This window comes from Bradyrhizobium sp. AUGA SZCCT0105 (assembly GCF_018129565.1).
In the GTDB taxonomy this organism is placed as follows: domain Bacteria; phylum Pseudomonadota; class Alphaproteobacteria; order Rhizobiales; family Xanthobacteraceae; genus Bradyrhizobium.
In genome coordinates, this window is sequence record NZ_JAFCMK010000002.1 from 1,345,169 (window position 1) to 1,370,333 (window position 25,165).

The 25,165-nt window shown below is 64.7% G+C and carries 24 protein-coding genes; 9 read left to right on the forward strand and 15 right to left on the reverse strand.

The annotated features are described in order from the left end of the window. Nucleotides 1–118 precede the first annotated feature (118 nt). The 8 genes from JQ573_RS15460 to JQ573_RS15495 all read right to left on the reverse strand — a co-directional run bounded on the left by JQ573_RS15460 (nucleotide 119) and on the right by JQ573_RS15495 (nucleotide 7,255). Complete coding sequence (locus JQ573_RS15460; protein ID WP_212310656.1) at nucleotides 119–1,180, reverse strand: hypothetical protein; 1,062 nt, start codon at nucleotides 1,178–1,180, stop codon at nucleotides 119–121. Between the two features lie 169 nt (nucleotides 1,181–1,349). Beyond that, nucleotides 1,350–2,519, reverse strand: a complete 1,170-nt coding sequence (locus JQ573_RS15465) for a mandelate racemase/muconate lactonizing enzyme family protein (RefSeq protein WP_212310657.1) — start codon at nucleotides 2,517–2,519, stop codon at nucleotides 1,350–1,352. A 134-nt stretch (nucleotides 2,520–2,653) separates the two neighbouring features. Further along, a complete protein-coding gene (locus JQ573_RS15470) occupies nucleotides 2,654–2,908 on the reverse strand; it encodes a DUF3297 family protein (RefSeq protein ID WP_212310658.1) in 255 nt (84 codons plus the stop codon). Next, a complete protein-coding gene (locus tag JQ573_RS15475; protein ID WP_212310659.1) occupies nucleotides 2,905–3,381 on the reverse strand; it encodes a glutathione peroxidase in 477 nt (158 codons plus the stop codon). Before JQ573_RS15475 ends, JQ573_RS15470 begins: the two co-directional genes overlap by 4 nt. A 1-nt stretch (nucleotide 3,382) precedes the next feature. Beyond that, nucleotides 3,383–4,774: an amidase family protein gene (locus JQ573_RS15480; protein WP_212310660.1), complete on the reverse strand. Its 1,392-nt coding sequence runs from the start codon at nucleotides 4,772–4,774 to the stop codon at nucleotides 3,383–3,385. 72 nt (nucleotides 4,775–4,846) lie between these two features. After that, complete coding sequence (locus JQ573_RS15485; protein WP_212310661.1) at nucleotides 4,847–5,416, reverse strand: c-type cytochrome; 570 nt, start codon at nucleotides 5,414–5,416, stop codon at nucleotides 4,847–4,849. 123 nt (nucleotides 5,417–5,539) lie between these two features. Beyond that, nucleotides 5,540–6,814, reverse strand: a complete 1,275-nt coding sequence (locus tag JQ573_RS15490; RefSeq protein WP_212310662.1) for a sorbosone dehydrogenase family protein — start codon at nucleotides 6,812–6,814, stop codon at nucleotides 5,540–5,542. Nucleotides 6,815–6,997: 183 nt separating this feature from the next. Continuing rightward, nucleotides 6,998–7,255 carry a DUF6894 family protein gene (locus tag JQ573_RS15495; RefSeq protein ID WP_021080047.1) on the reverse strand — a complete coding sequence of 86 codons (258 nt, stop codon included), beginning with the start codon at nucleotides 7,253–7,255 and terminating at the stop codon, nucleotides 6,998–7,000. A 325-nt stretch (nucleotides 7,256–7,580) separates the two neighbouring features. Between JQ573_RS15495 and pqqA the strand changes: the two genes are divergently transcribed. The 6 genes from pqqA (at nucleotide 7,581) to pip (ending at nucleotide 12,039) form a co-directional block, all read left to right on the forward strand. Next, nucleotides 7,581–7,661 (forward strand): pyrroloquinoline quinone precursor peptide PqqA, encoded by an 81-nt coding sequence (gene pqqA / locus JQ573_RS15500; RefSeq protein ID WP_035635412.1) that lies wholly within the window; start codon nucleotides 7,581–7,583, stop codon nucleotides 7,659–7,661. 173 nt (nucleotides 7,662–7,834) lie between these two features. Beyond that, nucleotides 7,835–8,764, forward strand: a complete 930-nt coding sequence (gene pqqB, locus JQ573_RS15505; protein ID WP_212310663.1) for a pyrroloquinoline quinone biosynthesis protein PqqB — start codon at nucleotides 7,835–7,837, stop codon at nucleotides 8,762–8,764. A 20-nt stretch (nucleotides 8,765–8,784) separates the two neighbouring features. After that, on the forward strand, nucleotides 8,785–9,540 hold the full coding sequence (pqqC, locus tag JQ573_RS15510) for a pyrroloquinoline-quinone synthase PqqC (RefSeq protein WP_212310803.1): 756 nt from the start codon (nucleotides 8,785–8,787) through the stop codon (nucleotides 9,538–9,540). A gap of 9 nt (nucleotides 9,541–9,549) precedes the next feature. Continuing rightward, nucleotides 9,550–9,858: a pyrroloquinoline quinone biosynthesis peptide chaperone PqqD gene (gene pqqD / locus JQ573_RS15515; protein WP_212310664.1), complete on the forward strand. Its 309-nt coding sequence runs from the start codon at nucleotides 9,550–9,552 to the stop codon at nucleotides 9,856–9,858. Further along, a complete protein-coding gene (gene pqqE, locus JQ573_RS15520; RefSeq protein WP_212310665.1) occupies nucleotides 9,855–11,075 on the forward strand; it encodes a pyrroloquinoline quinone biosynthesis protein PqqE in 1,221 nt (406 codons plus the stop codon). Before pqqD ends, pqqE begins: the two co-directional genes overlap by 4 nt. Next, on the forward strand, nucleotides 11,065–12,039 hold the full coding sequence (gene pip / locus JQ573_RS15525; protein ID WP_212310666.1) for a prolyl aminopeptidase: 975 nt from the start codon (nucleotides 11,065–11,067) through the stop codon (nucleotides 12,037–12,039). Before pqqE ends, pip begins: the two co-directional genes overlap by 11 nt. A gap of 235 nt (nucleotides 12,040–12,274) precedes the next feature. Here the strand turns inward: pip and JQ573_RS15530 are convergent, their stop codons facing one another. From JQ573_RS15530 to JQ573_RS15560, 7 genes are all read right to left on the reverse strand, one after another. Further along, nucleotides 12,275–12,757: a MarR family transcriptional regulator gene (locus JQ573_RS15530; protein ID WP_212310667.1), complete on the reverse strand. Its 483-nt coding sequence runs from the start codon at nucleotides 12,755–12,757 to the stop codon at nucleotides 12,275–12,277. Between the two features lie 49 nt (nucleotides 12,758–12,806). Next, nucleotides 12,807–13,520 carry an SDR family oxidoreductase gene (locus JQ573_RS15535; RefSeq protein ID WP_212310668.1) on the reverse strand — a complete coding sequence of 238 codons (714 nt, stop codon included), beginning with the start codon at nucleotides 13,518–13,520 and terminating at the stop codon, nucleotides 12,807–12,809. 56 nt (nucleotides 13,521–13,576) lie between these two features. After that, entirely contained in the window at nucleotides 13,577–13,951 is a 375-nt protein-coding gene (locus tag JQ573_RS15540; RefSeq protein WP_212310669.1) for a hypothetical protein, read from the reverse strand. 30 nt (nucleotides 13,952–13,981) lie between these two features. Further along, a complete protein-coding gene (locus JQ573_RS15545; protein WP_212310670.1) occupies nucleotides 13,982–14,863 on the reverse strand; it encodes an NmrA family NAD(P)-binding protein in 882 nt (293 codons plus the stop codon). A 335-nt stretch (nucleotides 14,864–15,198) separates the two neighbouring features. Further along, nucleotides 15,199–16,392 (reverse strand): DUF1501 domain-containing protein, encoded by a 1,194-nt coding sequence (locus tag JQ573_RS15550; RefSeq protein WP_097675253.1) that lies wholly within the window; start codon nucleotides 16,390–16,392, stop codon nucleotides 15,199–15,201. A gap of 15 nt (nucleotides 16,393–16,407) precedes the next feature. Next, on the reverse strand, nucleotides 16,408–17,952 hold the full coding sequence (locus JQ573_RS15555) for a DUF1800 domain-containing protein (RefSeq protein ID WP_212310671.1): 1,545 nt from the start codon (nucleotides 17,950–17,952) through the stop codon (nucleotides 16,408–16,410). Nucleotides 17,953–17,987: 35 nt separating this feature from the next. Then, complete coding sequence (locus JQ573_RS15560) at nucleotides 17,988–20,312, reverse strand: caspase domain-containing protein (protein ID WP_212310672.1); 2,325 nt, start codon at nucleotides 20,310–20,312, stop codon at nucleotides 17,988–17,990. A gap of 195 nt (nucleotides 20,313–20,507) precedes the next feature. On the opposite strand from JQ573_RS15560, the gene JQ573_RS15565 reads away from it, so the two are divergent. From JQ573_RS15565 to JQ573_RS15575, 3 genes are all read left to right on the forward strand, one after another. Beyond that, the gene (locus JQ573_RS15565; RefSeq protein ID WP_212310673.1) at nucleotides 20,508–21,179 is read left to right on the forward strand and encodes a DUF4286 family protein; all 672 of its coding nucleotides are present in this window, start codon (nucleotides 20,508–20,510) and stop codon (nucleotides 21,177–21,179) included. A 281-nt stretch (nucleotides 21,180–21,460) separates the two neighbouring features. Further along, nucleotides 21,461–23,260 carry an FAD-dependent oxidoreductase gene (locus JQ573_RS15570; RefSeq protein ID WP_212310674.1) on the forward strand — a complete coding sequence of 600 codons (1,800 nt, stop codon included), beginning with the start codon at nucleotides 21,461–21,463 and terminating at the stop codon, nucleotides 23,258–23,260. Next, the gene (locus tag JQ573_RS15575; protein ID WP_212310675.1) at nucleotides 23,230–25,077 is read left to right on the forward strand and encodes a 2-oxoacid:acceptor oxidoreductase subunit alpha; all 1,848 of its coding nucleotides are present in this window, start codon (nucleotides 23,230–23,232) and stop codon (nucleotides 25,075–25,077) included. The genes JQ573_RS15570 and JQ573_RS15575 overlap by 31 nt, the downstream gene beginning before the upstream one ends. Nucleotides 25,078–25,165: the final 88 nt, after the last annotated feature.

The window sequence follows — 25,165 nt, forward strand, 5'->3', positions numbered from 1 at the left end:
GATGGATGGATTGCTTCGTCGCGGAGCCTGTCATCGGGCGCGCGTTCGCGCGACCCGTTGGCTCCTCGCAATGACGGCGTCTCGGAACTTCGCCATCGGCGAAGCGGTGAGGACGCCGTCACGCGGTGGCAGACCGCGGACGCAGCCCCGCCGGCAGATGCGCCTCGAGCCAGGCGGCGATCGCACGCTCGTTGCGATGGTAGAGCAGGCCTGCGGCGATCACGGCAATTCCGATCAGCGACAGCGAGAACGGAAACCACAGCGAGTCCTTGAAGACGACGTCGGCGAGATGTCCGAGATAAATGCAGATGCCGAACGCGCCGAACACCGCATAGGCGCGCCGCATCAGGATCACGGCAACCGCGACGAGACCGACGTTGAGCAGGCAATAAACCGCCTTCGAGAGTTCGGTTGACCCTTCGGACGCGGTAATGCCGCCCCAGAACGCCATCAGGCCGAACAGATGCAGCCAGAACGCAAAGTCACCATTGCGGCTGCGATAGTCGACGATCCAGGCCACCGCGAGGACGGCCAATCCGAACCACACCGACACGCGGCGCCGCGTCTCGAAGTCGGCATGATTCGTGCCGCTGAACCATGGCGCCAGATCCATCGACATGAACCACAGCGCGAACGCGATGATCGCGACGATGAAGGCGAAGCGGAAGTAGCGCAGCGCGACGATTCCGGCGGCAACGGTTGCGACCTCCATGAAGATCCAGCTGCCCTTCACCCAGATGTAGAAATCCTGCACGGTTCCGGGCTTGCCGAACTTGCCCCACCAGCCGAGCTCGTCCTGGATGCCGTAGACCGCAAGCGGCGCCATCGAGACCGCGATCGCAATCAGCAGGCCGCCGGGAACCCGCAGATCCCTGCCGTACCAGAGGTGGTGACCAGCCACCGCGAAAGCGGTGGCGTAGGCGATCGCGCAGGCCGTCAGCGCCCGGCCGCCCATTTGGGTGAACGCCAGGGTCGAGAACAGGCCCATGGCGCCGATGACGATCAGCGCGCCGGCGTACCAGAGCACATGGGCGGCATCGAACCTGGCCGCCGGGCTTGCGTCATCAGCCGCGCCCTGCCCGTCATGGCTCGCCAGGAAGGCGAGTAACCGGTCCAGATCAGCGGCGCTGATCACCCCGGCATCGGCGGCGTCCCGGAGATTTTTCGCTGAATATGGCATGCGGCTATCCTCATGGCCGGTTCCGGCGCCTCCCCCGGTGACCCGGAAAGAGGCGTCTCTCCTGGATGAGTATATTGGAACGTGAGCAACGTTCAACTCTTTATTGAGCGACGCTCAATTTGGTTTGTAAGCGGACTCAAGCCTGCCGGGCTGGCCGGATGGCTACTGGCTACGCCGCCAGCGCCTTCATTTCCGTATAGAGGTCGGATTTGCCCTCGAAGCCGATGCCGGGGAGATCGGGCATGACGATGTGGCCATTCTCGACGCGCACGCGGTCCGGGAACCCGCCGTAGGGCTGAAACAGGTCGGGATAGCTCTCATTGCCGCCAAGGCCGAGGCCAGCCGCGATGTTGAGCGACATCTGGTGGCCGCCATGCGGGATGCAGCGGCTCGGCGACCAGCCATGGGTCTTCAGCACCGCGAGCGTCCGCTGATATTCGCAGAGCCCGTAGGACAGCGCGCAGTCGAATTGCAGCCAGTCGCGGTCCGGCCGCATGCCGCCGTAGCGGATCAGGTTGCGTGCGTCCTGGTGGCTGAACAGGTTCTCGCCGGTCGCCATCGGGCCCGGATAGAACTCGGCGAGCGCGGCCTGCAAAGCATAATCGAGTGGATCGCCGGCCTCCTCGTACCAGAACAGCGGATACTCCCGCAGCATCTTGGCATAGGCGATCGCGGTCTCCAGATTGAAGCGGCCGTTGGCGTCGACCGCGAGCTGCGCGTCGCGGCCGATTTCCTTCAGCACCGCCTCGATGCGCTCGCGATCCTCAGCGAGCGGCGCGCCGCCGATCTTCATCTTCACGACGTTGTAGCCGCGGTCGAGATAGCCGCGCATCTCCTTGCGCAACGCGCCGAGGTCCTTGCCCGGATAGTAATAGCCGCCGGCGGCATAGACGAAGACGCGCGGATTGGCTGATAGCCCGTGACGTTCGGCAAGCAGCCGGAACAGCGGCTTGCCGGCGATCTTCGCCACCGCGTCCCACACCGCCATGTCGATGGTGCCGACCGCGACCGAACGCTCGCCATGGCCGCCCGGCTTCTCGTTCGACATCAGCGTCGACCAAACCTTGTCCGGATCAAGGTTGTCGCCGGAGCTATCGAGCAGCGATTTCGGATCGGCCTCGAGCAGCCGCGGCGCAAAGCGCTCGCGGATCAGACCGCCCTGCCCGTAACGGCCGTTGGAATTGAAGCCGTAGCCGACCACCTGCCTGCCGTCGCGCACCACATCGGTGACCACGGCGACCAGGCTCGTCGTCATCTTGGTGAAGTCGATATAGGCGTTGCGGATCGGCGAGGAGATCGGCTTTGTCACCTCGCGGACGTCGACGATGCGGACGGACATGGGAATCGCTTTCGCAGTTTGTTAGGCACGTCATTCCGGGGCGATGCAAAGCATCGAACCTCAGATGCGCAATTGCGCATCGGGGAATCTCGAGATTCCGGGTTCACGCTTCGCGTGCCCCGGAATGACAAGCTCTACTTCTTGTCCCGGAAATACGGCTCGACCGGTCCGTGCACCTTGATGGTCAGCGGATTGCCGTAGCGGTCTTTGGCATTGCCGGCGGTGACCCGCACCCAGCCTTCGCTGATGCAGTACTCCTCGACATTGGTCTTCTCGGTACCCTTGAACCGGATGCCGACATCACGCGAAAGAATCTCCGCGTTGTAGTAAGGGCTGTTCGGATCGACCGAGAGGCGGTCGGGAAATTGGTCGTTGGTGTCGTCGCTCATAGCAGCGCCTCGATTTCCTTCTTCAATCCTTCGGGCCGGGCGGTCGGCGCATGGCGCGCCACGACCTTGCCGGAGCGATCCACCAGGAACTTGGTGAAGTTCCATTTGATCGCCGGCCCGAGCAGGCCCGACTTCTCACGTTTCAGATGCTCGTACAATGGATGCGCAGCTGAGCCATTGACGTCGATCTTGGCGAACATCGGAAACGTCACGGCGTAGTTGGTCTCGCAGAACGCGGCGATCTGTTTGGCATCGCCCGGCTCCTGCGCGCCGAACTGGTTGCAGGGAAAGCCGAGCACGGCAAAGCCGCGCGGCGAGAGGCCGGCGTGCAGCTCCTGCAGGCCCTTGTATTGCGGCGTGAACCCGCAGGCGCTCGCCGTGTTCACGATCAGCAGCACCTGCCCCTCGAACCGCTGCAACGGCACCTCGTCGCCTGTGAGCGACGTGGCGGTGAAATCGTAGACGGTTGCCATTTTAAATCACCGGATCGATTGGCGACGACGGCGCGCCGCCGGCTTCCACCGCTTCACCCGCGGCAAGACAGAGATCCTCGCGGTAGCGGCCAGCGACCAGTTGCACACCAACCGGAATCCGCCCGACGAGGCCGGTGGAGACGACGAGCCCGGGAAGCCCCATGAAGGGGATCGCAATCTGCGGCAGCTGCGCGTGCCACACCCGCGCGAACGACGCCTCGTCCTTGCGGTCGAGATGATCGGGGAACGGCAGCTCGCCGGAGACCGGCATCAGCAGCACCGGATATTTGTCGAGGAAGGCAAACCATTCGCGGGTCAAGGTCGCGCGGCGGGTCAGCGCCTGCGACAGGTCGAACGGATGCACTTTTGAGCGGACGCCGCGCAGGCAGGCCAGCGCGCCGGGATCGCCCTCGCGTTCCGCGAACGCGAGCTGGGCCTCGTAGCCGTCGCCGAGCCAGAGCCGGGTCTGGATCTCGGCCGCCTCGCGCAGGGAGGGCGTGTCGGCGATCTCCTCGACAATCCAGCCGGCGTCGCGCAAGCGCTTGCCGGCGTCGGCCACCGCGGCGACCACCTCCGGCACCGGGTTGAGGCCATCGGGATTGAGGCACATCGCAACGCGCTTCTCGCGCGGCGGCCCCTCGAGCGGCACCGGCGCGTACCAGGGATCGCGATAGTCCGGCGCCGACATCGCGGCGAGCGAGATGCGCAGATCGTTGACGGTGCGCGCCAGCGGGCCCGACACCGCGCTGATCTGCGGGCCGATCGGGCGCTCCGGCAAGGCCGCGTTGAAGGCGGGGATGCGGCCCATGCTCGGCCGCAGGCCGTGCACGCCGCAGGCATAGGCCGGATAGCGGACCGAGCCCGCGATATCGGTGCCATGCGCAATGTGGCCGATGCCGGCGGCGACCGCCGAGCCCGCGCCGCCCGACGAGCCGCCCGGCGTGATGCCGGGATCGCGCGGGTTCTTGGTGTCGCCGTGAATGAGATTGGTGGTGAACCAGCGGTACGAAACCGCTGGACAATTGGTGCGGCCGAGCAGCACCGCGCCGGCCTTGCGCAGATTGGCGACCACCGGATTATCGACCTTGGCGATCAGGTCGCGCTGCGCCTTCAGCCCGTTGGTGGTGGCGTAGCCCTCCTGGTCGACATTGACCTTGATGGTAACAGGCACGCCGGCAAGCGGCCCGACCGCCTCACCGCGCGCAATTGCCGCATCGATCTTGGCGGCCTGCGCCAGCACGTCGTCCGGCCGGTGATCGACCACCGCGTTGATCTTGGGGTTGACCGCGTCGAGCCGGGCGAGCCCGGCCTCGGCCGCTTCTTTCGCTGACACCTTCTTGGATTTGATGAGGGAGGCGAGTTCAGCCGCCGACAGACGCCAAATATCCTGCATGAGACACTCCGTATGACGCAGGCGTTTTAGCGCCGCACGCAAGCCAAGGCCAGCGGCCCGCCGCCTGATGTTTCAGCGGACATGCGCGATGTAATAGGCAAGGTCGCCGATCTGCTCCTTGGTGACCGTCTGCATCACGTCCGCCATGGTGGCGTCGTAGCCGTGGCGGCTGTTGTCCTTGTATTCGGCCAGCGTCTTGGCGAGGTAGTCCTCGCGCTGGTTGGCGATCCGGGGGACATTGTCCTTGCCGGAAAAATCGGTGTTGTGGCAGCTGTTGCAGCGGTTCTGCTGCGCCAGCGCCTGCCCGCGCGCCATCCGCGCCGAATCGCCGGCATCAGCGGGCGGCACAGGCTTCGGCAAGGTGGCGATGAAATCCGAGAAGATGCGCAGATCGTCGTCGGTCATCGACTTCGCCATCTCGTTCATCGGGTCGAATATCCTGAGCTTCTCGCGAAACATGAACAGCTGGATCAGCGCATAGGGCGCCTGCTGGCCGCCGAGCGAAGGCGTGTTCTCGGTTTCCGACGTGCCATGCTCGCCATGGCAGGCAAAGCACGCGACGGTGCGCTCCTGGATGGTCTCGGCGTTTGCGGAGAAGCTGAGAGCGGCCAGCGCCAGGACTGCGATGATTGTTTTGTGCATTGGCCTCTCCTGGCATGTAGCGTCATTGCGAGGAGCGAAGGGACGAAGCAATCCATATCGCCGCAAGGGGCAGACTGGATTGCTTCGCTTCGCTCGCAATGACGGTGACTGAGCTACATCAGCTTACTGGTTGGCGACCTTCGGCTTGCCGTAGCTGATGCGATAGACCGCGCCGTTCCAGTCGTCGGAGACGAGCAGCGAGCCGTCCTTCAGCAGCATCACGTCGACCGGACGGCCGACATACTTGTTGTCCTCGAGGAAGCCGGTCATGAACGGCTCGACCGACTTCACGGTGCCGTCCTTGTTCAGCTTGACGACGACGACGTCACCGCCCTGCTTCTGCGACTTGTTCCAGGAGCCGTGACGCGCGACGAAGATCGCGTTCTTGTAGGCCTTCGGGAACTGGCTTCCGGTGTAGAAGCGCATGCCGAGCGAGGCGGTATGCGGACCCATCAGGCCGACCGGCGCGGTGTAGTCCTTGCAGTTCTTGCCCCAGCCGAGCTCCTGGTCGATGATGTTGCCCTGGTAGCAGTAAGGCGCGCCGAAATCCTCGCCCGCCTTGGTGACGCGGTTGAGCTCGTCTTCCGGCACGGTCTCCGACAGCCAGTCGCGGCCGTTGTCGGTGAAGTACATCTGCTTGGTCTCGGGATTCCAGTCGAAGCCGACCGAGTTGCGCACGCCGAGCGCGTAGACCTCGGCGCCGGAGCCGTCGAGATTCATGCGGCGGATCTGGCCATGGTCGGCGTCATGCAGCACGTTGTTGCCGGGCTGGCCGACCGGGACATAGAGCTTGTTGTCGGGACCGATGGCGATGAACTTCCAGCCATGCGCCTCGTCCTTCGGCAGCTTGTCGTAGATGACGGTCGGCTTCGGCGGGTTGTCCAGATTGTCCTCGATCTTGTCGATCTTGGAGACCTTCGAGAGCTCGGCGATGTAGAGCGTGCCATCCTTGAAGGCGACGCCGTTCGGACGGTAGAGGCCGGAGGCGATCACCTTGACCGAGCGTTTGCCGTCCTTGTTGACGATCGCATAGACCTTGTCGACAAGCCGGCTGCCGACGAACACGGTGCCCTTGTCGCCGAGCGCCAACGAACGCGCATTGGCCATGCCGGCGGCATAGACCTCGACATTGAAGCCGGCCGGCACCTTGAGCTTGGCGAGCGGCAGCTTGTCGGGCGCGGACGGCAGCGGCGGCGGCGCCACCGGCGCGAGCTTGGCGGCGGCTTCATTGTCCGGACGCCCGATCATGGGCGAGCCCGGCGGCAGCGGCTGGGCGGCCGGCGCGGCACCTGCGGCGGGCGCGGCCGCCGGCTGTTGCGCCGCAGCGGAGAGCGTGAACGCTCCCAGCATGGCCCCCGCGAGCAGCAGGCTGCGCGGAGCGAACGAGTGTTTTTTCATGATGGTCTCCCCTGGGTGGAAGCCGTTGTTGACTGCGCCATTAACGTCGACCGGCGCTATTCGGCTTTCCGTTCATAGTCTTGCGAATTTGTCCGGACAATTGCAATCGGAAACATGCTGACATCGGCCAACGCATGGTTGTGGCCACGCGATCGTGTCGGTGTGCCTCGGTGTCGGTGTCTCTCAGTGCCTTGTCATCGAATGATCAGGGCGATCGAGAATGGCCTCCGTGAACGGAAACTCCAGCACGATCTCGCCCTCGTCGTCGGTCACCTCGATCACCGCGCTGAGCAGCGCGCCGTCGGCACCCTCGGTCTTGAGCAGTTCGCGAATCATCGCCCGCGCCATCTCCCATGCACGATCCGGATCCCGCAGGATTTCACCATCGGGATCGGAGATCAGCTCGTCGCCGATACGGGTGTTGAAGAAATAGCGTGGCATCGGCAGAACTCGGCTCGGTTAGTCGCTTCCCGTCACGGGGAAGCACAGAATCGTCATCAGGACCTTCGGAGGATCGAATGGCTCCTGTCTCATAGTCCAAGATCACCATTCACCGTGTGGCGAACAACAGGAAAAAGGTCTGATCCCACCGGGTTTTGACGGGAAATGCGCGCACAAATTTGTGAGTGGGTCGGATTTGCTTCCCGCAGTGCAGCATGCGCTTCCGCACGGCCGCTTGCGAAAAATTTAAGTGGCGAACTTTTCGAACCGCAGTAGTTTAACCTCCAGGGCGGAAAGTTCGTCCGGTTGCAACAAGGAGAGCCTAATGGCCTGGAAAGCACCGAAGATCGTCGAAGTGTCGGTCGGCATGGAAATCAACATGTATATGTGCGCCACCCGCAAGTAAGCGGCAGCGCCCTATACACGTTTAGCGTTTTAGCGCAGGTGGACATCCGGGCGTAACGCGCTCCCGAACGTTGGGGGTGTGTTCCAAAGCCGGGGTCCACCTCGTAACGTTTCTGGGTCCAGGTTGTTGGGCCGAGTTGATGGGTCCGAGTTAACGTCTCCAGGGGACGGATCATGCTTCGTGTCGTCGTCCTGGGTGCCGCGGCGGGTGGCGGCGTTCCGCAGTGGAACTGCGGCTGTGCCGTCTGCAGGACGGCGCGAAGCGACCGTCCCGAATTGCAGAGCACGCAGGCCTCGATTGCCGTCAGCGGCGATGGCGCGCACTGGTTCCTGGTCAACGCTTCCCCGGATCTTCGTCAGCAGCTGATCGCGACGCCGCAGCTACATCCGAAGCACGGCGCCCTGCGCCACAGCCCGATCGCGGGCGTCATCCTCACCAATAGCGAGATCGATGCCGTCGCCGGGCTGTTGTCGATGCGCGAAGGCTCGCCGTTCGCGATCTACGCCCATGAGCGGGTGCTGGCGATCCTGCGCGCGAACAGCATCTTCAACGTGCTGAGCGAAAAGAACGTCGCCCGCCGGCCGATCGCGGTCGACCAGGCCTTCGAGCCGGCCCTGCCCGACGGATCGCCGTCCGGGCTCGAGGTGCTGCCGTTCGAGGTTCCCGGCAAGGGCGCCTGGTATCTCGAGGGCAAGGCGCATCCGGCGGGTGCCGACGGCGTCGGCGATACACTCGGCCTGCGTATTGCGGACAAGCGCAGCGGCAAATACTTCTACTTCCTGGCCGCCTGCGCCCGGGTGACCGACGACCTGAAGTCACGGCTCAAGGGCGCGCCTCTGGTGTTCTTCGACGGCACGGTGTGGCGCGACGACGAGCTGATCGCGGCGGGCCTCGGCAACAAGACCGGCCAGGGCATGGGACATATCGCGATGTCGGGCGATCAGGGTGCGATCGCGAGCCTCGCCGGGCTCGACATCGGACGAAAAGTGTTTTTGCATATCAACAACTCCAACCCGGCGCTGCTTGGGACTTCGGCCGAACGCAAGGCGGCCGAACAGGCGGGTTGGCAGATTCCCGCCGACGGAACGGAGATTGTGCTGTGAATGTCGTGCCTAGCTCTGGAATGACCGCGCTCTCGATCGGCAAGGGCATCACGCTCGATAGCGCCGAGGCGATGGAATCTGTGCTGCGCACGATCGGCGCAACGCGCTATCACAGCCTGCACCCGTTCCACCGTCTGCTGCACGGCGGCAAGCTCAACAAGGGTCAGGTCCAGGCCTGGGCACTGAACCGTTACTACTACCAGAGCACGATCCCGCTGAAGGACGCGATGGTGATGACACGCTTCCGCGACCGCATGACGCGGGTCGAGTGGCGCCATCGCATCGAGGATCATGACGGCGATATCGGCAATGAGGGCGGCATCGAGCGCTGGCTGAAGCTGACCGAAGGCCTCGGCCTCGACTCCGCCTATGTCGAGTCCACCGAAGGCATCTTGCCGGCGACGCGCTTTGCCGTGGAAGCCTATGTGCATTTCTGCCGCGACCGCACGCCGCTGGAGGCGATCGCCTCCTCGCTCACCGAATTGTTCGCGCCGAACCTGCACGAGGAGCGCATCTCGGGGATGCTGAAGCACTACGACTTCGTCAATCCCGACATCATGAGCTATTTCAGCCGCCGCCTGACCCAGGCGCCGCGCGACGCAGGATTCGCGCTCGACTACGTCAAGCAGCATGCGAAGACGACCGCCGAGCGCGAGGCGGTCTGCAACGCGCTGATCTTCAAGACCAACGTGCTGTGGGTGCAGCTCGACGCGCTCTATCACGCCTATGTCGAAGGCCATATTCCGCCCGGCGCCTTCGTGCCGAAGACAGGTTAGAGACAACTCATGGCCAGCCGCAACATCAGCGTCAGCGAGACCAGCCGGCCGAAACTGCCGCGCCATACCAAGCTGAAATTCGACGAGACGCGGCAGGTCTGGGTGATCCTGGCGCCGGAGCGCGTGCTGGCGCCCGATGAAATCGCGGTCGAGGTGCTGCAGCTCTGCGACGGCGTGCGCAGTGTCGCCCAGATGGTGGACCAGCTCGCGGAAAAATACGCCGCGCCGCGCGAGGCGATCGCGACCGACGTGATCGCGATGTTGCAGGATCTGGCCGACAAGGGCTTTCTCACCGAAGCGCGCGAGAGCACAGCATGAGTGATACGCTCGCCGGTAACAAGACAACGACAGCAGGCCCGACCGACGGGCTCGCGGTGCTCGAGCAAACGCGCTCGGCGGCCGAGACCTACGGCATCCCGCTCGCGGTGCTGCTCGAGATCACCCACCGCTGTCCGTTGCAATGCCCGTATTGCTCGAATCCGGTCGAGCTCGACCGTGGCTCGACCGAGCTCACCACCGAGGAATGGAAGAAGGTGCTGAGCGAGCTTGCCGAGCTCGGTGTGCTGCAGATCCATTTCTCCGGCGGCGAGCCGACCGCGCGCAAGGACATCGTCGAGCTGGTGCGGCACGCGACCGATGTCGGGCTGTATTCCAACCTGATCACCTCGGCGGTGCTGCTGACCAGGGACAAGCTGTCGGCGCTGGCCGATGCCGGCCTCAGCCATGTGCAGATCAGCTTCCAGGGCAATGAACCCATGGTTGCCGATCGCGTTGCGGGCCTCAAGGACGCGCACCGCAAGAAGCTCGAAGTCGCGAAATGGACGCGCGAGCTTGACATGCCGCTCACGGTGAATGCGGTGATGCACCGGCAGAACCTGCATCAGCTCTCCGACATCATCCAGATGGCGGTCGACCTCGACGCCGACCGGCTCGAAGTCGCCAACGTGCAGTATTACGGCTGGGCGCTGAAGAACCGCGCCGCGCTGATGCCGACGATCGCGCAGATCGAGGAGACCAGCCGGATCGTCGAGGAAGCGCAAGTGCGCCTGAAGGGCACGCTCGCGATCGACTACGTGGTGCCGGACTACTACGCGCTGCGGCCGAAGAAATGCATGGGCGGCTGGGGCCGCCAGTTCTTCAACATCTCGCCGGCCGGCAAGGTGCTGCCGTGCCATGCCGCCGAGAGCATCACGGGGCTCGAATTCGAGTCGGTGCGCTCGAACCATTCGATCGCCTGGATCTGGCAGAACTCGGAGGCCTTCAACCGCTATCGCGGCACGGGCTGGATGCCGGAGCCCTGCAAGAGCTGCGAGTTCCGCGAGATCGACTACGGCGGCTGTCGCTGCCAGGCGTTTGCGCTGACCGGCGATGCCGGCAACACCGACCCGGCCTGCGCGCTGTCGCCGCGGCATGAGGAGATTTTCAAGCAGGCCGAGCGGGAATCCGCCGGCACGCAGAACCGCTTCCTCTACCGCAACTTCGCCGGCGGCACGCTGGAGACGGACGAACCCCAGGACAAACCTCATGGCGCCTGATGCCGATGCCGGCAAGGCTGCCAGGCGCGCCGATCCGTTTGCTCCGCTGACGTCGGAATGGCTCGATGTGGGCGACGGCCACGACCTCCATGTCGAGAGCGTCGGACGCGAAGGCGGCATCCCCGCGGTCTATCTGCATGGTGGCCCGGGCAGCGGCTGCCAGCCGGATCATCGCCGGCTGTTCGATCCCGAGCGCTTTCACGCCGTGCTGTTCGACCAGCGCGGCTGCGGCCGCAGCCGGCCGAAGGGCAGCCGCGACCACAACACGACGCAGCATTTGATCGCCGACATGGAGAAGATCCGCGAACGCTTCGGCTTCGCGCGCTGGATGGTGGTCGGCGGCTCCTGGGGAGCGACGCTGGCGCTGGCCTATGCGCAGGCGCATCCCGAGCGGGTCAGCGGGCTCGCACTGCGCGCGACGTTTCTCGGCACCAGCGAAGAGCTGGAAGACGTTTTCCAGCGCGCTTTGCCGCGCTTCTATCCCGGCCTCTCCGAGGACTTCCTCAACTTCCTGCCCGAGAACGAGCGTGCGGCGCCGCTTGCGGCCTATTACCGCCGCATCCTCGATCCTGATATGGCCGTGCATGCGCCGGCCGCACGCGCCTGGCACGACACCGAACGCACGCTGTCGGAGCACACGCCGAAGCAGACGCGGCTCGACCTGACGAAGACAGCAGGCGCCCTGCCCTCGACGCCGTTCATGGAGGCCCATTACTTCGCCAACAATTGCTTCATGCGGCCCAACCAGCTGATTGATGAGGCCGGCAAGCTCGCCGGCATTCCCGGCATCCTGGTGCAGGGCCGCTACGATCTGCTGTGCCCGCCCGCGACCTCGCACGCGCTCGCCGCGCGCTGGCCGGGCAGCGAGGTCCGCATCATCGATGGCGCCGGCCACATCCTCTACGATCCCGGCATCCGCAACGCGGTGATGAAGGCGATCGCGGATCTCGCGGCAAAACAATGATCAGGGCGCGTACTCATAAACTGGAGCGCCCGCAAGGCGGGCTAATCGGACTGTGAAGACGACAGGAGTTCAACCTGTCCGTCCGGGGTCTTTTGGATTTGTCGTACAAGGTCGTTTGCCGCTTCGTCTGTCCAATCAGGATTAAAGATGTGAAGATGCCCGCCGAATAATCGGTATGGCCTTCCTCGTGCCGGCGACGCATCGCAGCCGCGCGCTCTCGATCGAATGGCGGCGCTCAATCCTCCGATGAGCTCGGCTTGATGCTACCGACGACCATGTCGCGCAGGGCCTTTCGCAGCACGGCGACATTTTTCGCCCCGTTCAGCTGCTCGAACTCCCGCTGGGCACGCTGCCAAAGCGGAGCGGCCTTGTCGTGAAGACGGCGGCCGGCATCAGTCAGCTCGATGAGGCGGCTTCGTCCATCGGTGGGCGAGGACCGGATCCGAACGAGGCCGTCACGTTCCAGGAAGCCGACCATCTTGCCCATGGCGGTCCGTTCGATGTCGAGCTGCTCGGCGAGCGCGTTGACGGCGGCGCTGCCGAGTTCGTTCAGCGCCGCCAGGGTGAGGAACTGCGTGATGCGCAGGCCAAACGGTTCGAGGTGAGCGTCATAGAAGCGCGAGATCTGCCGGTTGGCCTTCCTCATGGCGGCGCAGTTGCATTGATCGACTCCCAGAGGCTTGTTCACGGCAACACTCCTTGTTGTTCTCGTTTCCATCGCGGCCCGCGCCGCGAATACAGGCGCGGCGCGGGCGCAGCCGATGCTCTCAAAACCCTTGCGGCGGGGTGATGTAGCCGGGCTCCTCGGCCGCAAGCGTGCTCTTCAGCACCGCCGTTCCTTTGTCGGCCATCACCTCGCTCTTGCCGGCGGCGAGGGCGTCGTAGGTCTGGCGCACCACGTCCTCGGGGCTCGCCTTCGGCACGTCAATGCCGTTGGTCAGGTCGGTGTCCACGAACCCGACATGCAGGCCGAGAACCTGAACGCCGCGTTCGCGCAGATGAAAGCGAAGCTGGTTGGTGTAGCTCCAGGCCGCCGCCTTTGACGCGGCATAGGGCGTCAAGATCGGCCGCGGCAGCCACACGATGTCTGAGAGCACGTTGACGATGGCGGCGTTCGGCTTCGTCGACAGGATCGGTTCGAAGGCCTGCGTGACGCGCACGACGCCATAATAGTTGGTATCGAACATGCGGGCGGATTGCGCCACGACGTCGGTCGACAGCGGCCCGTCGATCAGAGCAGCAACTCCGGCGTTGTTGATCAGTACCGTCGTATCGGCCGCCAACTTGGCGGCAGCCGAGATTGAGGTCGGATCGGTGACGTCGATCTTGACCGGGATGATGCCGGGCTCGTTGAAGCCGTCTGTCTTGCGCATGCCCGCATAGACTTTCGCGGCACCGCGGCGACGTGCCTCACGTGCAAAGGCTAGGCCTAGGCCGCGATTGGCTCCAGTGATGAAGACGGTTGCGTTCTTGATATCCATGACGGTCTACCTTTCCAATTTCGTCAAAGGCTGTTCGCGCTGCTAGCCTCTTTGGTTTAGATAACGAGAGTTTCCGGCAGTTGCTTCGACAGCCGCTCGCGCAGGCCGGCGGCAAGGGACAGCACTGCGCCAAGCGGACTCATCCGCACACTGACGCGCGGTACCGATCCGTCGGGATTGTGCTCGACGATCACGGCTGCGCTCAGCTTCTCTCCGCTGGTAAGCGTGGCTTCGTATTCGAGAACAAGCCGCGAGCCGACATCCTGCACGAAGGTCGGTGTTTGCGACACGTAGAAGGTGCCGACGGCATCGACGACGCGTCGGATGGCGTCGCGTCCCGTGACGGGACCGCGCAGGACGGAGCTGAGCAGCTGCGCGTCAGCAGTCAGATCGTCCAGAAACGGATGGCGCTCGGTTTGGGGATGGGACATTTCTCAAACTCATGCTGGCTTTGGTCATGTTCAGGCGAACACGGCGCGGTTCTGCGCGATAAACTGCTGGATCGAGAGCGGTGGTGTTCCCGTGATCTTCTCGACGGCATCGTTGGTGCCCGAGAAAATGCCGTCGCGATAATTCTTGGCGACTTCGACCAAGTGCTGTACCAGGAACGGAGGGAACTTGTAGAGCTTCTCCATCTTGTCCTTGAACACCTCGATCGAGGTCGGCGCGTAGTCGATCCTGGCGGCGAGCACTTCGCTCATCTCGGCGGCGATTTCGGTGTGGTTCATCTCCACAGGTCCGTGCAGCGGATAGATCTTGCCCTCATGGCCTTGCGGCTTGGCTAGGAGGTGGGCAATGACACGCCCCTGATCGTCGCTGGCGATCGGCGCGTGGCGGCCGTTCTCAAACGGAAATTCGATCTTCTTTTTCGCCCAGATTTCTTTTCCGAAATGCGGGTAAACCAGCCAATCGGCAAAAAACGTCGGGCGAAGATGCGTTGTCGCAACGCCTGACCGGTCGAACACTCGTTCTGAAACCCAATGATCCTGCGCCGCGTGGCTCGCCGATTCCCGGCGCGCCGAAATCTGCGACATGTTGACGATCGCGCTGACGCCGGCCTCTCTCGCTGCCTGGGCAAAATAGGCGGCCGCGCTGATGATTCCCGGTGCGATCGGATGGAGGAAATAGGCGGACTGGATGCCCTCCATGGCCGCGCGAATAGCGTCGATGTCCGTGAAATCGCCGACGGAGATATCAACGCCGCGCTGCCTCAGCGCTGCCGCACGCTCGCCATCCGAGCGCACGTAGGCGCGCACCTTCTTGCCCATTTTGAGCAATTCGTCGACGGCCGCACCCCCGGTCCGCCCAGTCGCACCGCTGACCAGAATAGTTGCTTCGCTCATGACGACGCTCCTTTGTCCATTTGAGAGCATATGCTCTTACATAGGCTAAGATAGGTGCATATGCTCCTAAGTCAAGTCGCTTGTTTCGGCAGCGGGCGTGGGGCCGTTCACATCGCCGTGTCGTTCACAGGCTCAATGACGGCCCTGCCGGGAGAGCCGTCAGATGTCGGAATTCGTCCGGGCATGACGCGCCGGGCGGCCTCTATGCGCGCGACAGGCGACTTTGCGCTATCTCGACCGAGTACTGCCGCAACCCGTCAAGTTGCCATGCTGAACACACCGGCAACCGACCGCTACTTTGCATGGGGTTGTTTTCGATATTTTGGCAGTGCTCTTCAAACCAAATTCAGGTCCTTCGGCTTGATGCCGGTGAAGATGCGCTCGAGGCTGGCCTGCTGCAGGCCGTAGACATGCTGGATCAGGCCGGCGAAGAACGCCTTGTAGTCGGTCAGAACCGGAAAATCGCGGTTCTGGAACAGCGTCGCCTGTGCGACCTGGACCTGCTCGCCGGCCATGCGGCCGCCATTGATGCCGCCGCCCATCACCCAGTAGACGCTGCCATGGCCGTGATCGGTGCCGCGGTCGCCGTTCTCGCGGAAGGTGCGGCCGAACTCGGAGATCACGACCACGACGGTGTCGCGCCACATCGCCGGGCCGATCTCTTCCGAGAAGCCGGCGAGGCCCCTGCCCAGTTCGCCGAGACGGTCGGCGAGATAGCCGGTCGCCGCGCCCTGGTTGACGTGGGTGTCCCAGCCGCCGACGTCGACGAAGCCGAGGTTGAACTGCTCGCGCATCAGGCGGCCGATCCGCCGCGCCGACAGCTCGAAGCCGCGCGGCGACACGGCGCCGCGGTTGGCCGCCATCATCTCCTCGGAGACCGATTTGTAGACGTCGTCGCGGACCCGAAAGCCTTCCGAAACCGAATTGGCAAGATCGCCCTTCGCATACATCTCCCTGATCAGCCGCGCCTGGCGGTCGTCGACACCCGGCTTGCTGACGCTGGCGATGCCGATGTTCGGGATCTGGTTCTGGCCACGGAAGATCAGCGGCAATTGGTCGGTGAAGGAGATCGGCTTCACCCGCGTCAGCTCGGTCGCGAGCCGACTCATGAAGCCGGATCGGTAGTCGCGGCTGCCGCCGACCGCCTGCCCGAGCTCGATCGTGTCCTGGGTCTCGAAATGGCTGCGCGAGAGATCGTCGCTGGTGCCGGCAAACGGGACGAACGCGATCTCGCGCTTGGCCCACAGCGGATAGATCGAGTCGCGCAGCGCCGGATGCAGCCCCCATCCGGCGTCGAGCGCCAGCGCCGCATTGGGATTGCCGGCGTCGGGCCGGGCGACCGCAAGCGTCGGGCGCGAAGCGTAGTAGAACTCGCTGCCGACGGGCACCACCACATTGGCGGCGTCGTAGGCGCCGCGCAGGAACACCACGAGCAGGCGCGCGTCGGTCGCGGGCGCGGCCCAGACCCGGCCGGCAAGGGTGAGCGAAGCAGAAGCGGCGAAGGCCTTGATCAGTTCACGGCGGTCCATTGGCGAACCTCCCTTTCAGTGCATGAACTCGGGTGACGACAGAAACAGCGTATTCCAGTCCTGCGGCGAGACGGCCTGGTCGAGCGCGGCGAGCGTGGTCGGGCTCAGCGTCTGCTTGATGTTGCTGAAGTAGAGCCCGTTCATCACCAGCGGAAACGCCGGCTGGTCGACGGCGTTGGGCTCGTTTGGCTTGAACAGGCCGGCCGATCCCGAGCCGATCGCGCGCGCGATCTCGAAACGCAGCATCATCTGCCCGGGACCGTTCCAGGCCGCCGACAGCATCGAATAGCCGTCGGGCGTCTCGTGATTGAACAGGCCCTCGGACAGGCGGTTGAGCCAGCCCTGGATCGGCAGCGTGTTGAGGACGACCTTGCTGTCGTAGGCGAGCCGCACCGACGACATCACGTAGAGCATCGGGTCCTTGAACTTGGCGCCGCCCTTCAGGCTCGCGGCAAACTCCGGCGCATGAACCAGCGTCGACATCACGGCCGCGATATCGCCGTCGGTCTTCTGGAAGGTCTGCGCCATCTGCTGCACCAGTGCGGCCGGCGGATTGTCCGACACAAAATAGGTCGCGAGCTGCCTTGCGACGTGCGTGGCGGTCGCGGGATGACGGCACAGGATGTCGAGGGCCTCATCGACCTCGGCAAGACCGCGGCCCTTGATCTGATGGCCGAGGAAGGTCTTGTCGCCGAAATCGTGGCGCGCCGGATTGAACTCGAAGGCGCCCTCGCGGACCAGCTGGGATTGCTGCTCGGGCTTCAGCTTTGGGTCCTCCGACTTGAAGTCGATGCCGACGCCGGTGAGGATCCGCGCCAGCGCCTCGACATCGGCCTGGGTGTAGCCGGTGCCGACGCCCATGGTGTGCAGCTCCATGATCTCGCGTGCGTAGTTCTCGTTGAGGTGGCCGGCCGCGTTATCGGCATTGTCGAGATAGCGCAGCATCACGGGATGATGCAGCGTCGCCGACAGCAGGTTGCGGAACTTGCCGAGCGCATTGGCGCGGATCGCGCGATCCTCATAGTCGCCGACCAGCACCCGGATGTTGGACTTGTACTGGTGGACGTTGAAGTGGTTGAACCAGAACCAGGTCAGGCGTTCGCGCAATTGATCCGGCGCGTAGAGCGCGTGCAGGATGGTGCGGGCCGCGGCCTGCCTGGCGCGGTCGTTCATGGCTTGCTGATAGACCTGTTGCGCCGCCTTGCGCTGCTCCGGATCGGCGACCTGGTTGGCGGATTTTCCCTGCTGGTCGAACGAGGCGGCAATGTCGAACGGGAAGCGATGCACGTCCGGCATCGCCGCGATCTGCTTCTGGACGGCGGCCGGCAATGCGGTGTTGGCCGGATGCAGCTGCTCCTGCAGCCAGCGTTCGGTGCCGATCTCGCGCAGATGCGCCGCGCTCGAGGCGCTGACGCCCCAGGTCAGGCGGTCGAGCAGCGCGATGTCCTGCGCTGCGAGTTCGGCCGCCCACGCCGGCTGGTGGAACGCCACCAGCCCCGCGATCGTACCGATCATCAGTTTCGCGGCTGTCCGCGATCCGAGTGTGGCCGTGATGCTCATGAAGGCTGACCTGCCCGGCTCATGGTGTCATGCCCTCAGTGTTTGCATTTGCCGGGAGGGCATGCCGGCGCTGCGGCGGGCCTTGGCGGCGGTGCCGGCCGCGGCGGCGGCGGCGCTGCGCGTTGCGCCTGCACAGCCGGCCGTGGTGGTGGCGGCGGCGCGGCGCGCGGAGCCGGCGCCGGATGCGGCGCAACGGCTGCGGCGCGGGGTGGCGGGGGAGCCGCGCGGGGCGGAGCAGCGACACGCGCCGGCGCAGGCCGGGAGACCGGTGCCGGCGACACCGCGGCATGCGCAGGTGCCGAACGCGCCGCCGGCGTCTGCCGTACCGGCGGCGTGCGGTTCACTGGCGACGGCGCCGTCGCGGGCTTCACGTTCGCGGTCGGCGCGGTCGCGGCATGCGAAAGCGGTTGCTGCCTTCCGGGCTTGCCGGCGGTCGTGGGCGAGGCCGGCGCGTTGGCCACCGGGGCAGCGCCAGGCTTGGCCGGGGGAGCCGGCTGCGCATTGGCAGGCGCCATGGCTGTCGCCGGCTTGCCTGGTGTCACCGCGTTCGGCTTTGCACCGGTCTGCGCGGCACCAGTCTGCGCGGCACCAGGCTGCGCGGTGCCCGGCTGCACGGCGCCATGCTGCTGCGCGGGATTGGCCGGCGCGGTCGCCGACTGCGGCAGCGGCGGTCCATTCTTCGCGCCCGGCAAAGTATGCGCACCCGGCGCACCCGGTGCGCCCGGCGCACCCATCGCGTTCGGCGCGGCGGCTGCGTTCGGCGCAGCGCCCGGCGCTCCCATGGCCGCACCGTGTGCCGGGGTCACGCCTTGCGGACCGCCCGGCTGTGCCAGATTGGCGCGCTGCACCGCCGCGGCCGGCAGTTGCGGGGCCGCCGTGACCGGTGCGCCGCCCATTGCCGCCGTCACCCCGGCCGCATGGAGCTGCGCCGGCGTCGGGTTGGGATTGTTGATCACCGTGTTGATGACCGTCGTGTTGTGAATGTTGTTGAACACGATGTTGTTCTGCGGCGGCACGACGTAGGCCGGTGCGGCGACATAGGCCGGCATCGCCACGAAGAACGGCGTCGGCAGCACGAACAGGCCGATCGGCGGCGGCGGGGGCGGCAGCACGACGAAGTCGGGCGGCGGCGGCGGCAGGAAGAATACCGGCGGCGGCGGGGGCGGCGCGAAGTCGAACACCGGATCGCTATAGTAGAGCACCGGGCGGTCGACATAGACGACCTCGTCGGGCGGCGGCGGCGGCACGTCATAGTCGAGCGCCGTGAACTGCGGCGGCGGCTCCAGCGCGGCCGACAGATAAGCGAGCCGGCGCCGGGCGTCATAGGCATGCGGCCCGCGCGGATAACGCCGCAGATACGACCAATACGCATCGGGCGTGTCGGCGTTGTAGGTGCGCCGCCAGGTGATGGCCTCGCGCCGCGCCGCCACGATCGCGCGCACGCGCCTGGCCAGCGGATCGGTCGGATAGGCCTGCAGATAATCCTCGTAGCCTTGCAGCGTGTCGCGCTCCAGCGCGGCGGCATAGGCGTCGTGCGCCGGGAAATCGCGGATCGGCCTGGTGCGCAGTCCGGCATCGACCTGCTGCGGCGGTGCGTCCGGCTTGCGCTCGAAGAACATGAACGGCGCGTCGACCTTCTGGGCATTCCACGGGATCTCGGCACCCTTGGTCATCTCGTTGACGCGCAGGCGAACGCGATCGAACACCTCGGGCAAGGTCAGGCCGCCGGCGCGAATCATTTCCGCCAGCGCTTGCGCGTAGGGCCCGTAAGGCGGCGCACCGTCAGGAGCGATGGTGCCGGGCGCCGAATTGAAGGCGATCAAGAGCTTCGGATCCGGATCGACCAGCGCAAGGCCGCCGGCCAGCGGCTGGCCGTCCTTGGCGAAGGGATTGCTGCGCGCCGCATCGAGCACGATCACGCCGGCCTTGATCGGCAATGCCGAGAGTTGATGGCTGTAATCGGAGATGCGGATCGCCTCGACCGGGATGTCGGTGTCGCGGGCAATCTTGGCGTCGACCGGCACGAAGTAGTTCTCGCCGGTCAGCTGCACGCCGTAGCCGGCAAGGTAGACGAAGGCCACGGCATTTGGCCCCGCGTCCTGTACCTTCTGGATGAAATCGCGGAACGACTTGCGCAGCGTCTCGCTATCGAGATCGCGCGCTCCGACCACGTCGAAGCCTGCGGCCTGCAATGTCTGCGCGATCAATCCGGCGTCGTTTGCGGCGGTCTGCAACGCGCCGGCCTGATAGGCGCCATTGCCGACCACGAGCGCGAGACGTTTCTCCTGATCCTGCGCATGGACGGGAAGTGACGAGAGCGACACCAGACCGACGATCAATGCCCACAGAATGCGCGTCATAGTGGTCGTCCCTTTTCTTCTCGAGAGTTGGCGTTACGGATGGAAAGGCTACTTCCGTGAATGCGCGCTGAACAGGATTGCGGCAATTGTGGCAATCCTTGGTCTGCACGGTCGCGGGCACCCCGGAATCGGCTTCCCGGGCGCACGCTATCAGGCGATATTACGCAGATAAAACAGGCAAAAAAGGAGCACTCGATGCCAATCGCCGGACAAGGCATGCTGCTGACCTCGATGGATATCGACAGCTTACACGAAGCTGAATTCAACCGCTGGTACGATCGCGAGCATCTCGAAGAACGGGTCGCGATCGACGGATTCCTGGAGGCCCGCCGCTACGTCGCCCATGACGGCAAGCCGAAATATCTCAGCCTCTACTCGACCGCGACCTTCGAGGTGCTCGAAAGCCCCGCCTACCGCACGGCGCTCGCCAACCAGACCGACTGGTCGAAGGCCAACATCGCGCGCTTCCAGAACATGATCCGCGGCGTCGCGCGCATCACGATCAGCCGCGGCGTCGGCCGAGGCGCAGCCCTCGGCATCATCCGCCTGCGCCCGCCGGCCGAGGGGGCGGACAAACTCCGCGCTGCATTGCGGGAGCAATTCGATCCAGCCGCGCGCGACGGCATCATTTCGATGCATCTGCTCGAGAACGACCCCGTGCTGTCGAAACCGCTCACGCCGGACGCCGGGAAAGCCGATCCCGGTGCCGGCGACTGGTTCGTGCTGATCGACGCCACCTATGCCGGCGCGGTCCCCGCAGCCGCGGCAGGCATCACCGGCAACGCAGCCTTGAAGCCGCTGGTGGTCACCAGCGGCGTCTACCGGCTGTTGTGGGATGTCGAGAAGAGCGATCTTCCGCGCGGTTGACGCAAACGCGCACCGCTTGCGTGGAGATCATGCTCAAACACGAACGGTATGCGGTGCAGACCATGCTGCACCGCCACATAACGCAAACGAGATTAACGCTACACGCGCATCAGCCGCGCGAAAGCTGATGATCGGACAATTTAGCCTTTGCGTTCTCTGGAACGGCTCTAATAAGATAAGCCTATGATCCAATTCAAAAACCAGAACAACGCCACGTGAGCGTTCGTCGTCAACGATAAGGCCGCGCGGGCAGGCATTTTTCGCGCGGGTCAAAGGTAGGAATGAAACCGACTGATATCTCGGCGCCGGATTACTTTCATAAAGTAGTCGATTGCCAATGGGCTTGTCCCGCACACACCCCCGTTCCCGAGTACATCCGGTTGATTGCTGAGGGGCGTTACAGCGACGCCTACATGATCAATTGGCAGTCCAATGTGTTCCCCGGGATTCTCGGACGTACCTGTGACCGTCCATGCGAGCCGGCGTGCCGCCGCGGGCGGGTCGAGGACACTCCGGTCGCGATCTGCCGCCTGAAGCGCGTCGCCGCCGACTTCAAGGACGACATCAAGCACCGGCTGCCGAAGCCGGGGCCAAAGAACGGCAAGCGCATCGCGCTGGTCGGCGGCGGCCCCGCCTCACTGACCGTGGCGCGCGATCTCGTCCCGCTCGGTTATCACTGCACCGTGTTCGACGGCGATCCCAAGGCCGGCGGCATGATGCGCAGCCAGATTCCAAAATTCCGCCTGCCCGACAACGTGATCGACGAGGAGACCGATTACATCCTCAACCTCGGCGTCGAGTTCAAGGGCGGCCAGCGCGTCGACAGCCTGAAGCAGCTGCTCTCCGAGAATTACGACGCGATCTTCGTCGGAAGCGGCGCGCCGCGCGGCCGCGAGCTCGATATTCCCGGCCGCAAGGAGGCCGCCGCCAACATCCATATCGGCATCGAGTGGCTGTCCAACGTGTCGTTCGGCCATGTCGACAAGATCGGCCGTCGCGTCATCGTGCTCGGCGGCGGCAACACCGCGATGGATTGCTGCCGCACCGCGCGCCGCCTCGGCGGCGAGAGCGTCAAGGTGATCGTCCGCTCCGGCTTCGAGGAAATGAAGGCCTCGCCGTGGGAGAAGGAAGACGCGCTGCACGAGGACATCCCGATCCTCAACTACATGGTGCCGGTGGCATTCAAGCATGTGGCCGGCAAGCTGATTGGCGTCACCTTCCAGAAGGTGAAGGCCGAATACGACGCCAAGGGCCGGCGTAATCTGGTGCCCTCGGGCGAGCCGGACGAGACCGTGTCCTGCGACGATGTGCTGGTTGCGGTCGGCCAGGAGAATGCGTTCCCCTGGATCGAAGCCGATTGCGGCATCGAATTCGACAAGTGGCACATGCCGAAGGTCGACCCAAAGACGTTCGTCTCGACCAATCCGAAGGTGTTCTTCGGCGGCGACGCGGCGTTCGGGCCGAAGAACATCATCTGGGCGGTGGCGCACGGCCATGATGCCGCGCTGTCGATCCACCGGATGCTGTCCGGCGAGGACATCACCGAGCGCCCGCTGCCCGAGGTGCAGATCTCCTCGCAGAAGATGGGCATCCACGAGTGGAGCTACGACAACGACATCTCCGCCGACAAGCGCTTCAAGGTGCCGCATCGCGACAAGGTGATCGCGCTGAAGGACATCCGCGCCGAAGTCGAGCTCGGTTACGACCTCAAGCTCGCGCTCGGCGAAGCGCAGCGCTGCCTGAATTGCGACGTGCAGACGGTATTCTCCACGCCGCTCTGCATCGAATGCGACGCCTGCGTCGACATCTGCCCGATGGACTGCATCACCTTCACCGAGAACGGTGAGGAAGATGACGTGCGGCAGCGCCTGAAGGCCCCCTCGCCGCATCACGACCAGGCGCTCTACGTCTCCGGCGACCTGAAGACCGGCCGCGTCATGGTGAAAGACGAAGATGTCTGCCTGCATTGCGGGCTGTGTGCCGAGCGCTGCCCGACCGGCGCCTGGGACATGCAGAAGTACCTCATCGATATGGTTCAAGCGGGATCAACATGTCAGTCCAAAGCCCGATCAGCAGCGTAAACGACTTCGTCGTCCGCTTCGCCAACGTCAACGGTTCGGGCTCGGCCTCCGCCAACGAACTGTTCGCGCGCTCGATTCTGCGCCACGGCGTGCCGGTGTCGCCGCGCAACATCTTCCCGTCCAACATCCAGGGGCTGCCCACCTGGTATGAAGTGCGCGTCACCGAGGACGGCCATCTCGGCGCCCGCGGCGGCGTCGACATGATGGTGGCGATGAACCCGCAGACCTGGGACAAGGACGTCGCCTCGATCGAGCCCGGCGGCTACCTGTTCTACGATTCGACCAAGCCGATGCCGACGTCGAAATTCCGCGAGGACATCACGGTTATCGGCGTGCCGCTGACCGCGATCACCAATTCGACTTATACCGACCCGCGGCAGCGCCAGCTGTTCAAGAACATCATCTATCTTGGCGCACTCTGCGCGCTGCTCGATCTCGACCCCAAGCTGGTCGAGCAGCTGATCGGCGAGCAGTACAAGGGCAAGGAGAAGCTGCTCTCCTCCAACGTCCACGCGCTGCATCTCGGCCGCGACTGGGCGCTGCAGAACCTGAAATGCCCGATCGGGCTCCGGGTGAAGAAGTCCGACAAGGTCGGCGACCGCATCTTCGTGGAAGGCAACAGCGCCGCCGCGCTCGGCGCCGTCTATGGCGGCGCCACCGTGTGCGCCTGGTATCCGATCACGCCGTCATCGTCGGTGGCGGAAGCCTTCACCAGCCACTGCAAGAAGTATCGTCACGATCCGGAGACCGGCAAGGCGAAATACGCCATCGTGCAGGGCGAGGACGAATTGGCCTCGATCGGCATCGTGATCGGCGCGTCCTGGAACGGCGCGCGGGCCTTCACCGCGACCTCGGGTCCGGGCATCTCGCTGATGACCGAGTTCATCGGCCTGTCCTACTTCGCCGAGATCCCGGCCGTGATCATGAACATCCAGCGCGCCGGTCCCTCGACCGGCATGCCGACCCGCACCCAGCAATGCGACGTGATCGCCTGCGCCTATGCCTCGCATGGCGACACCAAGCATGTGCTGCTGTTCCCGGAAGATCCGGCGGAGGCGTTCGAGTTCGCCGCCGCCGCCTTCGATCTCGCCGAGCGGCTGCAGACCACGATCTTCCTGATGCTCGATCTCGACATCGGGATGAATCACCGGCTGTGCCGCCCGCTGAAGTGGGACGATGCCAAGCAATACGACCGCGGCAAGGTGATGACGGCGGAGATGCTCGAGGAAGGCCGCGACTTCGGCCGCTATCTCGACGTCGACGGCGACGGAATCCCGTATCGCACCTATCCCGGTACGCATCCGACCAAGGGCTCCTACTTCACCCGCGGCACATCGCGTGACCGCTACGCGCGCTATTCCGAGGAAGGCGCCGTCTACGCCGATAACATGCAGCGCCTGGTGCGCAAGTTCGAGACCGCGCAGGACATGGTGCCGCGGCCGCTGCAGGCCAATGCGGCGAAGCCGACCAAGTATGGCGTGCTCTATTTCGGCTCGACCTCGCCCGCGATGGACGAGGCGATCGGAATCCTGGAGGCGCGCGGCCATCAGCTCGACCGCATGCGCATCCGCGCCTTCCCGTTCCACTCCAGCGTCGCGAGTTTCATCGCCGATCACGACTTCGTCTACGTGGTCGAGCAGAACCGCGACGCGCAGCTCCGTCAGCTGATCGTCAACGAGAACGGCATCGACCCGGTGCGGCTGGTGCCGATCCTGCACTATGACGGCACGCCGATCACCGCTCGCTTCATCGCCAACTCGATCGGCGACCACCAGGATCATCTCAAGGTGACCCCTCTCCGCAAGGCCGTGACATGATCGATCATCTGATCTCTCCGGCGTCATGCCCGGGCTTGTCCCGGGCATCCACGACTTTCTTTCTCCTGGCCAAGACGTGGATGGCCGG

What these genes read in the sequence shown, in the direction of transcription:
- JQ573_RS15460 (WP_212310656.1), bottom strand. Translation starts at nt 1,180, where the DNA reads ATGCCATATTCAGCGAAAAATCTCCGGGACGCCGCCGATGCCGGGGTG.
- JQ573_RS15465 (WP_212310657.1), bottom strand. Translation starts at nt 2,519, where the DNA reads ATGTCCGTCCGCATCGTCGACGTCCGCGAGGTGACAAAGCCGATCTCC.
- JQ573_RS15470 (WP_212310658.1), bottom strand. Translation starts at nt 2,908, where the DNA reads ATGAGCGACGACACCAACGACCAATTTCCCGACCGCCTCTCGGTCGAT.
- JQ573_RS15475 (WP_212310659.1), bottom strand. Translation starts at nt 3,381, where the DNA reads ATGGCAACCGTCTACGATTTCACCGCCACGTCGCTCACAGGCGACGAG.
- JQ573_RS15480 (WP_212310660.1), bottom strand. Translation starts at nt 4,774, where the DNA reads ATGCAGGATATTTGGCGTCTGTCGGCGGCTGAACTCGCCTCCCTCATC.
- JQ573_RS15485 (WP_212310661.1), bottom strand. Translation starts at nt 5,416, where the DNA reads ATGCACAAAACAATCATCGCAGTCCTGGCGCTGGCCGCTCTCAGCTTC.
- JQ573_RS15490 (WP_212310662.1), bottom strand. Translation starts at nt 6,814, where the DNA reads ATGAAAAAACACTCGTTCGCTCCGCGCAGCCTGCTGCTCGCGGGGGCC.
- JQ573_RS15495 (WP_021080047.1), bottom strand. Translation starts at nt 7,255, where the DNA reads ATGCCACGCTATTTCTTCAACACCCGTATCGGCGACGAGCTGATCTCC.
- pqqA (WP_035635412.1), top strand. Translation starts at nt 7,581, where the DNA reads ATGGCCTGGAAAGCACCGAAGATCGTCGAAGTGTCGGTCGGCATGGAA.
- pqqB (WP_212310663.1), top strand. Translation starts at nt 7,835, where the DNA reads ATGCTTCGTGTCGTCGTCCTGGGTGCCGCGGCGGGTGGCGGCGTTCCG.
- pqqC (WP_212310803.1), top strand. Translation starts at nt 8,785, where the DNA reads ATGACCGCGCTCTCGATCGGCAAGGGCATCACGCTCGATAGCGCCGAG.
- pqqD (WP_212310664.1), top strand. Translation starts at nt 9,550, where the DNA reads ATGGCCAGCCGCAACATCAGCGTCAGCGAGACCAGCCGGCCGAAACTG.
- pqqE (WP_212310665.1), top strand. Translation starts at nt 9,855, where the DNA reads ATGAGTGATACGCTCGCCGGTAACAAGACAACGACAGCAGGCCCGACC.
- pip (WP_212310666.1), top strand. Translation starts at nt 11,065, where the DNA reads ATGGCGCCTGATGCCGATGCCGGCAAGGCTGCCAGGCGCGCCGATCCG.
- JQ573_RS15530 (WP_212310667.1), bottom strand. Translation starts at nt 12,757, where the DNA reads ATGGAAACGAGAACAACAAGGAGTGTTGCCGTGAACAAGCCTCTGGGA.
- JQ573_RS15535 (WP_212310668.1), bottom strand. Translation starts at nt 13,520, where the DNA reads ATGGATATCAAGAACGCAACCGTCTTCATCACTGGAGCCAATCGCGGC.
- JQ573_RS15540 (WP_212310669.1), bottom strand. Translation starts at nt 13,951, where the DNA reads ATGTCCCATCCCCAAACCGAGCGCCATCCGTTTCTGGACGATCTGACT.
- JQ573_RS15545 (WP_212310670.1), bottom strand. Translation starts at nt 14,863, where the DNA reads ATGAGCGAAGCAACTATTCTGGTCAGCGGTGCGACTGGGCGGACCGGG.
- JQ573_RS15550 (WP_097675253.1), bottom strand. Translation starts at nt 16,392, where the DNA reads ATGGACCGCCGTGAACTGATCAAGGCCTTCGCCGCTTCTGCTTCGCTC.
- JQ573_RS15555 (WP_212310671.1), bottom strand. Translation starts at nt 17,952, where the DNA reads ATGAGCATCACGGCCACACTCGGATCGCGGACAGCCGCGAAACTGATG.
- JQ573_RS15560 (WP_212310672.1), bottom strand. Translation starts at nt 20,312, where the DNA reads ATGACGCGCATTCTGTGGGCATTGATCGTCGGTCTGGTGTCGCTCTCG.
- JQ573_RS15565 (WP_212310673.1), top strand. Translation starts at nt 20,508, where the DNA reads ATGCCAATCGCCGGACAAGGCATGCTGCTGACCTCGATGGATATCGAC.
- JQ573_RS15570 (WP_212310674.1), top strand. Translation starts at nt 21,461, where the DNA reads ATGAAACCGACTGATATCTCGGCGCCGGATTACTTTCATAAAGTAGTC.
- JQ573_RS15575 (WP_212310675.1), top strand. Translation starts at nt 23,230, where the DNA reads ATGTCAGTCCAAAGCCCGATCAGCAGCGTAAACGACTTCGTCGTCCGC.